A 12,789-nucleotide genomic window follows, 5' to 3' on the forward strand; every position below is an offset into this window, starting at 1 on the left:
CACGGACGGGTGACCGGGCGCGCGCGGGCGGTGTGCTGCGGTAGGTGTGGCTGCGAGCACCGCCGAGCCGCCCTGGAGGAGACCATGTCCTGGAGCCACGCCCTCACCGCCGCCGGGCTGGCCGCAGCGGCCGCCCTCGGGATCCCCGCCCACGATCTGGATGCCGTCCACCGTCTGGACGGGGATCCCGGCTCCCGGCTGGAGCTGACCCTGCACAGCGGTGAGGAGGTCTCCGGCCGGGTGCTGGCCTCGGTGGTGCTGGAGTGCGACCCCGACGGCGGCTCCCACCCCGATCCTGCGGCCGCCTGCGGCGCACTGCGCAGGTCCGGCGGCGACTTCCGGGCGCTGCGGGCCCGGCAGGGTGTGATGTGCCCGATGATCTACGCACCGGTGACCGCGGAGGCCACCGGACAGTGGGACGGCCGTCCGGTGCGGTGGGTCCGCAGCTATGCCAACCGGTGCGCGGCCGCGGCGGAGTCCGGTGGTGTCTTCGGTTTCTGAGCGGGCGACCTGGCGGAGTGCCGCGCTCAGTACCAGCTCTCCGAGGCCCGGGTGACCCTGATGTGCCCGAGGATGCTGCGGCCGGTGATGCGGATCGCCGGACCGTCGGCAGCCGGGGTGTGGTGCGGCCCGGAGGGTGTGGAGCGCTTGCCCAGCAGTGCCGTTCCGGTGTCGTACACCTGGGCGCCGTCCGGGACGATCATCTCGATCTTGCCGCAGAAGGAGCCCGCGTCGATCACCACGTCGCGTCGGGTGAAGACGGCGTGGCGCAGATCCAGCACCACGGCGCCGAAGCGGGCCCGTACGGCGCTGTGCGGCGGCACCGGCCACTGGCCGCCCCGGCGGAGCTTGCTGAGGACCGCGACCACGGGCTCCGCGGCAGGCGGCACGGCGCCGGGGCCGGGGCGGTGCGCGGGGTCGGCCGGCTCGGGGAGGTCGTGGGTCAGCGGGGCCAGCTCGGCGAGGGTGCGGGCGAGGTAGGCGGCCTCCAGACGCTCCGCATGCTCCTCCGGGGTGAGGCGGCCCTGGGCGAGCCCCTCGGCGAGGACGCCGGCGGTGCGGTCCCGGTCCTCGTCGGCGGCACGCAGCTGCACGGCGGGAGGGGTGTGGCGGTGGGCGGGTACGGAGGCGTTCACCGGTCACTCCTGCGGGTGCGGGCGGATGCGCGACAGACCACTCACGATATATCGCGTCGAGCGCCCGGTCAACGCCAAGGACACGATGCAGTCGCGTATGGCCGGTCCGCACCCCGCAGTGGCCCCGGGACGTCAGCCGGGCAGGGCCAGCAGGCGCCGCAGCGCGAGCCCGTCCGGGGCCGCCGCGCTGAGCAGGACTCCGGGGCACCGAGCCAGCGGCAGCAGGGCGGCGTCCGCCTCGGCGGGCGGGGCGGGCAGTGCCTGGTCGGGGCCGACCAGCAGCAGCTGGCCGCAGGCGCGATGGTGGGCCAGTACGGCCGGGCCGTCCCAGCCCGGGGCGCCCGGCCCCAGATCGGTCTGCTGGTCCAGGACGGTGCGGCCGTCGTAGCGGACGGTCGTCCGGGAGGTGATCCGCCCCGGGTCCTCACCCGCCCTGCCGAGGATCTGCTCCTCGCGCAGCAGCAGCCGGGCCCCGGCCGCCAGCTCGACCCGGGTGCTCAGCAGCAGGTGGCTGCGGGTGGCGGCCACCAGCGGTTCGGGCCGCCACTCCAGCAGCGCCCCGGGCCCGACCCGCAGTTCCAGGCCGTAGTGGGCCGGCGCGCCGCTGCGGCCCGGAAGGCTGACGGTGGCCGCGGCGGAGATGACCCGCAGGGCCGCACCCGCCGCCACGTCCACCGTGATCCGCAGCCGGTCGCCGCCGAGCGGTCCGGCCATCGCACCCACCACGGCGACCTCGGCGACGGCGGGGCCGCCCGGCCCGCGGGTGCGGCGCAGGGCGAGCGGGCCCTCGCCCACGAGCAGCGGCAGCGCCGTGCCGCCCCGGCCGTCGGGCGCTGCGGCGATCCGGGCGGTGGCGCTGACGGCCGCTGCGGGGACGGTCATCCGGCGAGGTCGGCGGGGGCCTGCCAGGCGGCGAGCCGGGCGCGGACCCAGGCGGCCACGGGGGCGATGCCGTCCGGGGCCGCCAGCGAGCAGAAGACGGTGGGCAGTTCGCCGCGCTGCGCCCGGGCGTCGCGGGCCATCACCTCGAGGTCGGCGCCGACCAGGGGCGCGAGGTCGGTCTTGTTGATCAGCAGCAGATCGGAGCGGGAGACACCGGGGCCGCCCTTGCGGGGGATCTTGTCACCGCCGGAGACGTCGATCACAAAGATCTGATGGTCCACCAGCCCCTTGCTGAACGTGGCGGTGAGGTTGTCCCCGCCGGACTCCACCAGCACCAGGTCCAGCGGCCCGAGGGAGTCCTCCAGCTCCTCCACCGCCTCCAGATTGGCGGAGATGTCGTCGCGGATGGCGGTGTGCGGACAGCAGCCGGTCTCCACGGCGGTGATGCGCTCCGGTGGCAGCACCGCGTTGCGCAGCAGGAACTCGGCGTCCTCGGTGGTGTAGATGTCATTGGTGACGACGGCGATGGAGATCTGGTCGCGCAGTGCGCGGCAGAGTGCGGCGACGGTCGCGGTCTTGCCGGAGCCGACGGGGCCGCCGAGCCCGATCCGCAGGGCGCGGCGGCGGCCGTCGGGGGTGTGGTAGCTGTGCCGGGCGGGGAGGGCGCTGCCGAGGTCCTCGGCGTGGTCACGATGCAAAGAGTCGCACCTTCCAGGAGGCGTGCTGCTCGGCGTAGCGGTCGAGCAGCGGGGCGGAGGCGGCGGGCAGCTCGTCCAGGCCGCGGCTGCGGGCCCGGTGGGCGGCGGCGGCCGCGGCGGCGGTGACCGCGTCCACGTCGGGGGCGAGCCGGGCGAGGACGGCGGCGACCTGGTGCGGGTCCAGGCCCAGCAGCCGTACGCAGGCGGTCGCCGGGCCGCTCACGCTCTCATGGGCGGCCGCGGCTGCGGCGGCCTCGGGAGCGAGCCCGGCGGCTGCGGCGGTGACACCGAGGGCTACGGGGTGGTGGGCGCCCTTGGGGCGGGCGGCGGCGAGTGAGTCCAGGTGCGGGTGCGGCCAGGCCGTGCGGGCGGTGCGCAGCAGTTGGCGGCCGAGGCGGCGGGAGGCGGCGCGTTGGGCGGGCGAGGGGGTGCGGGCGTCCGCGGCCTCGTCCAGGGCGAGCGGGTCGGTGCCGCCGGCCGCGGCGGCGGCCAGCGCCGCCGCGGTGAGGCCGGCGGTGTGCAGACGGCCGGTGAGGAAGGCGTGCAGGGTGGCGGTGTCATGGATGCGGCCGGCCTGGACGGCGGCCTCGGCGCCGCCGGAGTGGGCGTGGCCGCCGGCCGGGAAGCGGCCGTCGGTGAGGATCAGCAGAGCGGTGTGCACGGCGCCTCCCCGAGGTGCGGGTCAGAACAGGAAGTACCGCTGAGCCATGGGGAGTTCGGCGGCGGGGGCGGGCTCGACGACATCGCCGTCGATGGTGACGGTGAAGGTGTCGGGGTCGACTCGAACGTCGGGGCGGGCGTCGTTGTTCACCATGTGGTCCTTGGTGACGCCGCGGGTGTTGCGGATGGCGGTGAAGCGCTTGCCGAGGGCGAGCCGGCCGGGCAGGTCGTCCTCCAAGGCCGCCTGGGCGGTGAAGTTGACGGAGTTGGCGGCGGGGGCGCGGCCGGTGGCGCCGTACATCGGGCGCGGCAGCACCGGCTGGGGGGTGGGGATGGACGCGTTGGCGTCGCCCATCTGCGCCCAGGCGATCTGACCACCCTTGATCACCAGGTCGGGTTTGACGCCGAAGAACGCGGGCGTCCACAGGACGAGGTCGGCGAGTTTGCCGGGCTCCACGGAGCCGATCTCATGGTCCAGGCCTTGGGCGACGGCCGGGTTGATGGTGTATTTGGCGACATAGCGACGGGCCCGGTGGTTGTCCGCGCGGCCGTCCCCCGGCAGGGCGCCACGGCGCCGCTTCATCACATGGGCGGTCTGCCAGGTGCGCAGCACCACCTCGCCGATGCGGCCCATGGCCTGGGAGTCGGAGCTGATGATGGAGATGGCGCCCAGGTCGTGCAGATGGTCCTCGGCGGCGATGGTGGACGGGCGGATCCGGGACTCGGCGAAGGCCAGGTCCTCCGGGACCGCAGGGTTGAGATGGTGACAGACCATCAGCATGTCGAGATGCTCCTCGACGGTGTTGACGGTGTGCGGGCGGGTCGGGTTGGTGGAGCTGGGCAGGACGTTGGCCTGGGAGACCACGGTGATGATGTCGGGGGCGTGGCCGCCGCCCGCACCCTCGGTGTGGTACGCGTGGACGCCCCGTCCGGCGATGGCGGCCAGGGTGTCCTGGACGAACCCGGCCTCGTTGAGGGTGTCGGTGTGCAGGGCGAGCTGGGCGCCGGTCTGCTCACAGACCGTGAGGCAGGCGTCGATGGCCGCCGGCGTGGCACCCCAGTCCTCATGGATCTTGAAGCCCAGCGCTCCGGCGCGCAGCTGCGCGTGCAGGGCCTGGTGGTTGACGGTGTTTCCCTTGCCCAGCAGGCCGATGTTGAGCGGAATGCCGTCCATGGCCTCGAACATCCGGGCGAGGTGCCAGGCGCCGGGGGTGACGGTGGTGGCCTTGGTGCCCTCGGCGGGGCCGGTGCCACCGCCGACCAGCGTGGTGACGCCGCTGGACAGGGCCTCGTCGGCGAGCTGCGGGCAGATGAAGTGGACATGGGCGTCGATCGCCCCGGCGGTGAGGATCCGGCCGTTGCCGGAGATCACCTCGGTCTCCGGGCCGATCACCAGGTCGGGGTGGACGCCGTGCATGGTCTCCGGGTTGCCGGCCTTGCCCAGCGCGGCGATCCGGCCGTCCCGGATGCCGATGTCGGCCTTGACCACGCCCCAGTGGTCCAGCACCACGGCGCCGGTGATCACGGTGTCGGGTGCGCCGTCGGCGCGGGCCGCCCGGGACTGGCCCATGGACTCGCGGATCACCTTGCCGCCGCCGAAGACGGCCTCGTCGCCGCCGGCCGCGAGGTCCTGCTCCACCTGGATCAGCAGATCGGTGTCCGCGAGCCGGATGCGGTCCCCGGCGGTGGGGCCGTAGAGGTCCGCGTAGCGCGCCCGGGCGACGGTGAGCGCGGCGGGCCCGGGATGAGGGTCAGTCATCGAGGGGTCCTCCGGTCTCACCGCGCAGGCCGGCCACCTCGCGGCGGCCGCCGAGCGGGATCAGTTCGACCTCGGCGGGGATCCCGGGTTCAAAGCGCACCGCGGTGCCCGCCGGGATGTTGAGCCGCAGGCCGCGGGCGGCGGCACGGTCGAAGTGCAGTCCGGGGTTGGCCTCGGCGAAGTGGTAGTGGGAGCCGACCTGCACCGGCCGGTCGGCGCCGTTGACCACGGTGAGCCGGGTGACGGTGTGTCCGAGGTTGAGCGCGACCGGGCCCTCACCGTGCAGGATCTCCCCCGGCACCCCGGTGGGCGTGGTCATGTGATGGGCCCGTGGACGGTGACGAGTTTGGAACCGTCGGGGAAGGTCGCCTCCACCTGTACGTCCGGGATCATCTCCGGGATGCCGTCCATGACGTCCGCCCTGGTGAGGACGGTGCGTCCGGACTCCATCAGCTCCGCGACGGTCCGGCCGTCGCGGGCGCCCTCCAGGATGTGGGAGGTGATCAGCGCCACCGCCTCGGGGTGGTTGAGCCGAACTCCTCGGGCGCGGCGGGCGCGGGCGACGTCCGCTGCGACATGGATCAGCAAGCGTTCCTGCTCGTGCGGGGTGAGTCTCACGGGTGCGCACCTCGGATCGCATCGGAGGGTGCGGACACACCGTTGTGCCGCGATGGCACTCCCGGGTCACGGCACGGTCGCCGTCCGCCCGGGAGGTCGTACTCGTGCGGGACACCGTAGCGGACGAGCGGCACCGCTGGTCAGAGGTCCTGGCGTGTCGCAGGCCGGTGCGGGTCGCGGGCAGCGATGCCGAAGGGGCGTGCGGGCAGCGCCGCGGGGCTGGTGCCCAGCTCCGAGACGGCGCGGGCGGCACCGGCCGGCTCGCTGTCCAGGGCACGCAGCCGCTCCAGGTCCTCTGCGGAGACCAGGGCGGCGACGGTACGGCCGTGGCGGGTCAGCGCGATGCGCTCGCCCGCGTAGGCGACCCGGTTGACCAGATCGGCGATCGCGGCTCGGGCTTGTGTGACCGGAATCTCGGCGGGCATGCTGTCATTCTAACGTTCTGTACATTCTGTACGCACCTGGGAGGTGGCGAGCCGTGCAGCGGACGCCCTGGAACCCCGTACCGACCCCCTATGAGCGGCTGCTGCGGGAGCAGCGGATCGTCTTTCTGCGCGGGCCGCTGGACGACGCGGCAGCCGCCGATGCGACGGCGCAGCTGCTGGAGCTGGACCACACCGCACCCGACCGGCCGGTGAGTCTGTACATCAACTCCCCCGGAGGGCCGTTCGAGGCGCTGATGGCGGTGCACGACGCCATGCGGCACCTCTCCCCCGACGTCGAGACGGTCTGCACCGGGCGCGCCGAGGGAACGGCGGCGCTGCTGCTCGCGGCAGGCACCCCGGGGCAGCGGCTGGTGCTGCCGGGCGCGACGGTGCTGCTGCGCGAGCCGCCCGCACCCGAACTGCGCGGCCGGGCGGCCGACCTGGAGATCCACGCCCGGCAGGTGGAGCGCACCCGGGAGCGGATGGTGGAGCTGCTGGCCGGCTACTGCGGCCGGACCCCCGAGCGGGTGGCCGCCGATCTGGAGCGCGGGCGGCCGCTGGAGGCCGCGGAGGCGGTCGGGTACGGCGTGGCGGACCGGGTGGCCGAGCGGCAGCGTGGCGGCCCCGCGCCGGCCGTGCGGTAGGGGGCGCGGTGCAGGAGGACGGATCGGCGCCGCTGCCCGCCCTGACCCGGGCCGAGGCGGAGGTGGTGGATCTCTATCTGGAGGTGGCCGATCTGCTGGGGCGGGTCAACCCGGCTCGCGGCCGGCACACCTACGGCAGCCTGCGGGCCGCGCAGACACTGGTGGTGAAGGCCGCCGAGTTGCGCGATGCGCTCGCACAGATGCACGAGCGCGGTGAGCACGAGTTGCATGCGGCGACGCTGGAGCGGGCGTTGCGGGTGCTCGACGGGGCGCGCCGCACGGGCCGGGTGGGGCTGCCTCCGGCAGCGGGTGGCTGACTGCTGCTCATGACCCGGCCGCTCCAAGCTCCCCTGACAACGCGTCGGCTGCGGATCGGTAGCGGGGCGGCCGGGTTCCGCACCCCGGACGGGTGAAGGGACCACCCGTCCGGGCCTGGTTGCGGCGTGTCGCCCACATGAGCCATGACACTCCCCCGGATGCGGTAACGGAGCACTTTCCGAGACCCTCCGAATCGTCTCCGGACCGCCCTGTGCGATCTCTCCGGGAGCAGTGGAAATGCCCAGGTGAAAGGCAGATTCCCGGGCCGTGGAAGGCTGTTGTCGAAGCGTGGGGAAACGCCCCGGGGAGCCTGGTCCCAGCGTGCCGTTCGAGCGGGTGACAAGAGTCACAAAGGCTCACTCCGAGATGAAGACCGATCAGAAATCTGCCAATACTGGCCGCCGAACGCGACAAGTCCCCGTCACCGTGGCGGGGCGGTCCGGCCGGACGCCTAATTCCGCCACCGACCCGGACGCCAGGCGCGACCTCCTTTTCGGCGGAAGCGGGAGACCCGAGCACGCTGGGGTGCACGACCCCCCGCCGCGGCACCAGCCGCGGACAGGATCGACGCAGCCCCTTGGGGTGAAGCCACTGCGGTGGCCGGGCAGCTTTCGGTGCCCGAATCCGACAGGTCATCTTTCGCAGGCGGTTCCGGAAGGACTTCGTATGTCTGCGACACCCCCCATGCATGCCCCCGCACCACAGGGCGGCGCCGAGGAGGGCAGTCATACCCCGTCCCACCAGGGGCGGCCCATCGGAGCCCAGCGCGGCCGGCTGATCGACCGGGTGGGCGCCACCGCCGTACTGACCGCCGCCGCGGTGGCGGGAGCCGGCCTCACGCCCGGTCTCACAGCCCAGGCGGAGGCGGCCACGCTGTCCGGCAAGGTGCTGCGGATCGCAGCGGCCAAGAAAGGCGCACCCTATGTCTACGGAGCAGCGGGACCGAGCCGTTTCGACTGCTCCGGACTGGTGATGTGGTCGTACCGGAAACTGGGCCGGAAACTGCCCCGCACCGCCCAGGCGCAGTACAACAAGGCGAACCACATCGCGAAGTCCAGCCGTGAACCCGGGGATCTGGTCTTCTTCCATCAGGGCACCAGGGTTTACCACGTGGGCATCTATGCCGGGTCGGGCCGGATCTGGCACGCCCCGCACAGCGGTGCCCGGGTGCGGCTGGAGAAGATCTGGACCAAGAACGTCTGGTACGGCCGCATCGGCTGATCCCCTCGGGGAGCGCCGTCCCGCCGTAGGCCACTGCCCGAATGGCGTACGGCGGGACGGCCCGACGGTGGATTCCTCCGGTTATCCGCGGGCATTCTCCGGCGCGGTCCGGGAAATGACCTCGACGGCAAAGGCGATCTGCTCCTCGGTGAGGTCACCGCGAGCGGTGAGCCGCAGCCTGGACTGCCCGTCGGGGACGGACGGCGGCCGGAAGCACCCGACGGCCACCCCTGCGGCCCGGCAGTCGGCGGCCCAGGCCACGGCGGCCTCCGGAGAGGGCGCCCGCACCGACACCACCGCGGCGTCGGGCACCGCCGTGAGCAGCCCGGCCGCACCGAGCCTGCCGGACAGCTGCCGGGCGACCTCCCTGGCGCGGCCGGCCCGCTGCGGCTCCTCGCGCAGCAGCCGCAGCGCCCCGAGCGCCGCCCCCGCGGCGGCCGGGGCCAGGCCGGTGTCGAAGATGAAGGTACGGGCCGTCTCGGTGAGGTGCCGGATCACCCGGCGCGGGCCGAGCACCGCTCCGCCCTGGGAACCCAGCGACTTGGACAGGGTGACCGTGACCACCGTGTCCGGCGCCCCCGCGAGTCCGCAGGCGGCGGGTCCACCGGTGCCACCGGGGCCCAGTACGCCCAGTCCGTGGGCGTCGTCGACCAGCAGTGCCGCACCGTACTCCCGGCACACCGCGGAGAGCTCGGGGAGCGGCGCGGCATCGCCGTCCACCGAGAACAGGGAGTCGGTGACGACCAGCGCCCGCCCGCCGTCGTGCCCGGCAAGCGCGGCCGCGACGGCCCCGGGGTCGCGGTGCGGCACCGGGCGGACCTCGGCCCTGGAGAGCCGGCAGCCGTCGATCAGCGAGGCATGGTTGTAGGCGTCGGAGACGATCAGGCTGCCCGCGCCGGTCAGCGCCGTCAGCGCGGCCAGATTGGCGGCGTAGCCCGAGGAGAGCACCAGCGCCGCCTCGGCGCCGCAGAAGTCGGCGAGCTCCCGCTCCAGTTCGGTGTGCAGCTCGGTGGTGCCGGTGACCAGGCGGGAGCCGGTCGCCCCACCGCCCCAGCGCAGCGCCGCCTCGGCGGCCGCCCGGGTGACCCGGGGGTGGCGGACCAGTCCCAGATAGTCGTTGCTCGCCAGGTCCAGCACCGGGTCGTCGGACGGGCGGCTGCGCAGGGTGCGGGTGAGCCCGGCACGGGCGCGCAGCGCCGCCTCGCGGTCCAGCCAGTCGAAGACGGCCCCGGGGTCGGGGGCTGCCTGGTGCGGGGAGGCTGCGGTGGCGGTGGGATGGGCCATGCCGGGCACTCTGGCACGGCCTGTCGCGCGGCGGCAACGCGTTCTGGATCACGTCGGGGTGCCGCCGGGCGCGTGCCGGCGTCCCGCCGTGACCGCCGCGCTGCCCGCTGCCGGGCCCGGCCCGGGGTGGGCCCAGCGAGCGCATACGGGCCGCTGGACCTCCCGTGATGGTGCTGCTGGGCCGTGATGGTGCTGCTGGGCCTGGATCCGGCGGCCTTCGCGGAGCCTGAGCAGCTGTGCCGGTACCGGGAGAGCATCCGCCGTCATCCGGCCTTCGACGCGGGTCGGCACCGCTGCCCGGGCGCCTCGCCGGCCCGTACCCGGGACGGCGGTGGGACCGGGGCCATGGTGCGCGCACTGACGGACGCAGGGGCGGACGAAGCGGGTGATGAGCTGCCGATGCCGGGCCTGCTCTGCTTCCCCGCCCCGCCGCGAGTCCCCGTCGGTCCGGGCCGAGCTTTGCCCGGGGTCGGGCCGACCAGGCAGTATGGGGCGGTGAGCCTCATTGACGAGCTGCCCGGCAGCGCCGACCCCGACACCCTCTTCGAAGTCTTCGCCGGCTGGGCCGAGGAGCGGGGGATCACGCTCTACCCCCACCAGGAGGAGGCGCTGATCGAGATCGTCTCCGGGGCGAACGTCATCCTCAACACCCCGACCGGCTCGGGCAAGAGCCTGGTCGCGGCAGGGGCGCACTTCACGGCGCTGGCGCGGGGGGAGCGGACCTTCTACACCGCGCCCATCAAGGCGCTGGTGTCGGAGAAGTTCTTCGAGCTGGTGAAGATGTTCGGCACCGCCAAGGTCGGGATGATGACGGGCGACGCCAGCGTCAATCCGACGGCGCCGGTGATCTGCTGCACCGCCGAGGTGCTGGCCAATATCGCCCTTCGGGACGGCGACCGGGCGGACATCCATCAGGTGGTGATGGACGAGTTCCACTTCTATGCGGAGCCCGACCGGGGCTGGGCCTGGCAGGTGCCGCTGCTGGAGCTGCCGCAGGCGCAGTTCCTGCTGATGTCGGCGACGCTGGGCGACGTCCGGCGGTTCGAGGCCGATCTGACCCGCCGCACCGGCAAGCCCACCACCGTGGTGAAGTCGGCCGAGCGACCGGTGCCGCTGTACTACGACTACCGCCGCACCACCATGCACGACTCCCTCGAGGAGCTGCTGACGACCGGTCAGGCACCGGTGTACGTGGTCCACTTCACCCAGGCTGCGGCGGTGGAACGGGCGCAGTCGCTGATGTCCATCAACATGTGCAGCAAGGCGGAGAAGGACGCCATCGCCGCGCTGATCGGGAACTTCCGGTTCACCACCAAGTTCGGCCGCAACCTGTCGCGCTTCGTCCGGCACGGTATCGGGGTGCACCACGCCGGCATGCTGCCCAAGTACCGGCGGCTGGTGGAGCGGCTGGCGCAGGCCGGGCTGCTGAAGGTGATCTGCGGGACCGACACCCTGGGCGTCGGGGTCAACGTCCCCATCCGCACCGTGCTGTTCACCGCGCTCTCCAAGTACGACGGCCAGCGGGTGCGCCTGCTGCGGGCCCGGGAGTTCCACCAGATCGCCGGCCGCGCCGGGCGGGCCGGCTTCGACACCGTCGGCAATGTGGCGGCGCAGGCCCCCGAGCATGTGGTGGAGAACGAGAAGGCGCTGGCCAAGGCGGGCGAGGACCCCAAGAAGCGCCGCAAGGTGGTCCGCAAGAAGGCCCCTGAGGGCTTCGTCAACTGGGGCGAGGAGACCTTCCAGCGGCTGATCGGCGCCGAGCCGGAACCGCTGGTCTCCCGCTTCCGGGTCAGCCACGCCATGCTGCTCTCGGTGATCGGCCGGCCGGGCAACGCCTTCGAGGCGATGCGCCGGCTGCTCACCGACAACCACGAGGAGCGCCCGGCGCAGCGCCGCCACATCCGCACCGCCATCGCCATCTACCGCTCCCTGCTGGACGCGGGCGTGGTCGAGCGGCTGCCGGAGCCGGACGCCGACGGCAGGATCGTGCGGCTCACCATGGACCTCCAGGAGAACTTCGCCCTCAACCAGCCGCTGTCCACCTTCGCTCTGGCCGCCTTCGAACTGCTGGACCCGGCGTCGCCCAGCTACGCCCTCGATGTGATGTCGGTGGTGGAGTCCACCCTGGACGACCCCCGGCAGATCCTCGCCTCCCAGGAGAACAAGGCACGCGGCGAGGCCGTGGCGGCGATGAAGGCCGACGGGATCGAGTACGAGGAGCGGATGGAACGGCTCCAGGAGATCAGCTACCCCAAGCCGCTGGAGGAACTGCTCAGCCACGCCTACGACGTCTACCGGCGCGCCCACCCGTGGATCGGCGACCACCCGCTGCGGCCCAAGTCGGTGGCGCGCGACCTCTACGAGCGGGCCATGACCTTCTCCGACTACGTGGGCCACTACGAACTGGCCCGTGGCGAGGGCCTGGTGCTGCGCTACCTCGCGGGGGCGTACAAGGCGCTGGAGCAGACCGTGCCGGAGGAGGTCAAGACCGAGGATCTCAAGGACCTGATCGCCTGGCTGGGCGAGCTGGTGCGGCAGGTCGACTCCAGCCTGCTGGACGAGTGGGAGCAGCTGGCCAACCCGGCGGACGAGGAGGACGGCGCAACCGTCGCCATCGAGGAGCGGACCACCCCGGTCACCGCCAACGCCCGGGCCTTCCGGGTGCTGGTCCGCAATGAGATGTTCCGCCGGGTGGAGCTGGCCGCCCTGGAGCGGTACTCCGAACTGGGCGAGCTGGACGGCGAGTTCGGCTGGGATGCCGACCGGTGGGCGGACGCCATGGACGGCTACTGGGACGAGCACGACGACCTGGGCACCGGCCCGGACGCCCGCGGGCCCAAGCTGCTGCTGATCGAGGAGGAGCGCGGACTGTGGCGGCTCCGCCAGGTCTTCGACGACCCGGCGGACGACCACGACTGGGGCATCAGCGCCGAGGTCGACCTGGCCGCCTCGGACGAGGCAGGCCGGGCGGTGGTGCGGGTGACCGCGGTCGACCGGCTGTAGCGCGGACCGGGGGTGGCAGCCCCGGCTCGGGCGTCCCGCCGAGAGCGGGGCGCCGGCCGGGGCTGCGCCCTCGGCGTCCTCGGCCGCAGGCCGTCCCACCGGTCCCGGCAGGTCCGGCTCACTGCGACGCTCTGCCGGGGA

At 73.5% G+C, this 12,789-nt stretch carries 14 protein-coding genes and 1 riboswitch; of the genes, 5 read left to right on the plus strand and 9 right to left on the minus strand.

Annotation, left to right across the window (positions count from 1 at the left end; translation table 11 throughout):
• Nucleotides 1–84 precede the first annotated feature (84 nt).
• A complete protein-coding gene (locus AB0761_RS02910; RefSeq protein ID WP_377267252.1) occupies nucleotides 85–501 on the plus strand; it encodes a subtilase-type protease inhibitor in 417 nt (138 codons plus the stop codon).
• 26 nt (nucleotides 502–527) lie between these two features.
• Here the strand turns inward: AB0761_RS02910 and AB0761_RS02915 are convergent, their stop codons facing one another.
• The 8 genes from AB0761_RS02915 to AB0761_RS02950 form a co-directional block, all read right to left on the minus strand.
• Nucleotides 528–1,136 (minus strand): DUF1707 domain-containing protein, encoded by a 609-nt coding sequence (locus AB0761_RS02915; RefSeq protein WP_377267253.1) that lies wholly within the window; start codon nucleotides 1,134–1,136, stop codon nucleotides 528–530.
• Nucleotides 1,137–1,268: 132 nt separating this feature from the next.
• Entirely contained in the window at nucleotides 1,269–2,018 is a 750-nt protein-coding gene (locus tag AB0761_RS02920; RefSeq protein WP_377267254.1) for an urease accessory protein UreD, read from the minus strand.
• Nucleotides 2,015–2,716: an urease accessory protein UreG gene (gene ureG, locus AB0761_RS02925; protein ID WP_377267255.1), complete on the minus strand. Its 702-nt coding sequence runs from the start codon at nucleotides 2,714–2,716 to the stop codon at nucleotides 2,015–2,017. The genes AB0761_RS02920 and ureG overlap by 4 nt, the downstream gene beginning before the upstream one ends.
• Nucleotides 2,706–3,377, minus strand: a complete 672-nt coding sequence (locus tag AB0761_RS02930) for an urease accessory protein UreF (RefSeq protein ID WP_377267256.1) — start codon at nucleotides 3,375–3,377, stop codon at nucleotides 2,706–2,708. Before AB0761_RS02930 ends, ureG begins: the two co-directional genes overlap by 11 nt.
• 21 nt (nucleotides 3,378–3,398) lie before the next feature.
• Nucleotides 3,399–5,135, minus strand: coding sequence for an urease subunit alpha (locus AB0761_RS02935; protein WP_377267257.1), 1,737 nt, complete (start codon nucleotides 5,133–5,135; stop codon nucleotides 3,399–3,401).
• Nucleotides 5,128–5,454 (minus strand): urease subunit beta, encoded by a 327-nt coding sequence (locus AB0761_RS02940; protein WP_377267258.1) that lies wholly within the window; start codon nucleotides 5,452–5,454, stop codon nucleotides 5,128–5,130. The genes AB0761_RS02935 and AB0761_RS02940 overlap by 8 nt, the downstream gene beginning before the upstream one ends.
• Nucleotides 5,451–5,753 carry an urease subunit gamma gene (locus tag AB0761_RS02945; RefSeq protein ID WP_377267259.1) on the minus strand — a complete coding sequence of 101 codons (303 nt, stop codon included), beginning with the start codon at nucleotides 5,751–5,753 and terminating at the stop codon, nucleotides 5,451–5,453. The genes AB0761_RS02940 and AB0761_RS02945 overlap by 4 nt, the downstream gene beginning before the upstream one ends.
• 140 nt (nucleotides 5,754–5,893) lie before the next feature.
• Nucleotides 5,894–6,178 (minus strand): type II toxin-antitoxin system Phd/YefM family antitoxin, encoded by a 285-nt coding sequence (locus AB0761_RS02950; protein WP_377267260.1) that lies wholly within the window; start codon nucleotides 6,176–6,178, stop codon nucleotides 5,894–5,896.
• A 53-nt stretch (nucleotides 6,179–6,231) separates the two neighbouring features.
• On the opposite strand from AB0761_RS02950, the gene AB0761_RS02955 reads away from it, so the two are divergent.
• The 3 genes from AB0761_RS02955 (at nucleotide 6,232) to AB0761_RS02965 (ending at nucleotide 8,361) form a co-directional block, all read left to right on the plus strand.
• Nucleotides 6,232–6,822, plus strand: coding sequence for a ClpP family protease (locus AB0761_RS02955; protein WP_377267261.1), 591 nt, complete (start codon nucleotides 6,232–6,234; stop codon nucleotides 6,820–6,822).
• An 8-nt stretch (nucleotides 6,823–6,830) separates the two neighbouring features.
• Nucleotides 6,831–7,139: a hypothetical protein gene (locus AB0761_RS02960; protein ID WP_377267262.1), complete on the plus strand. Its 309-nt coding sequence runs from the start codon at nucleotides 6,831–6,833 to the stop codon at nucleotides 7,137–7,139.
• Nucleotides 7,140–7,668: 529 nt separating this feature from the next.
• Nucleotides 7,669–7,803: riboswitch (cyclic di-AMP (ydaO/yuaA leader) on the plus strand.
• Between the two features lie 3 nt (nucleotides 7,804–7,806).
• Complete coding sequence (locus AB0761_RS02965; protein WP_377267263.1) at nucleotides 7,807–8,361, plus strand: C40 family peptidase; 555 nt, start codon at nucleotides 7,807–7,809, stop codon at nucleotides 8,359–8,361.
• 81 nt (nucleotides 8,362–8,442) lie between these two features.
• Here AB0761_RS02965 and AB0761_RS02970 read toward each other — a convergent pair whose 3' ends face one another.
• Complete coding sequence (locus tag AB0761_RS02970) at nucleotides 8,443–9,645, minus strand: 8-amino-7-oxononanoate synthase (protein ID WP_377267264.1); 1,203 nt, start codon at nucleotides 9,643–9,645, stop codon at nucleotides 8,443–8,445.
• A gap of 495 nt (nucleotides 9,646–10,140) precedes the next feature.
• Here AB0761_RS02970 and AB0761_RS02975 point away from each other — a divergent pair, with 495 nt between their 5' ends.
• Nucleotides 10,141–12,648, plus strand: coding sequence for a DEAD/DEAH box helicase (locus tag AB0761_RS02975; protein WP_377267265.1), 2,508 nt, complete (start codon nucleotides 10,141–10,143; stop codon nucleotides 12,646–12,648).
• The last annotated feature ends 141 nt before the right edge of the window (nucleotides 12,649–12,789 follow it).

The sequence above is a fragment of the Peterkaempfera podocarpi genome (assembly GCF_042466665.1).
Classification (GTDB): Bacteria; Actinomycetota; Actinomycetes; order Streptomycetales; family Streptomycetaceae; genus Peterkaempfera; species Peterkaempfera podocarpi.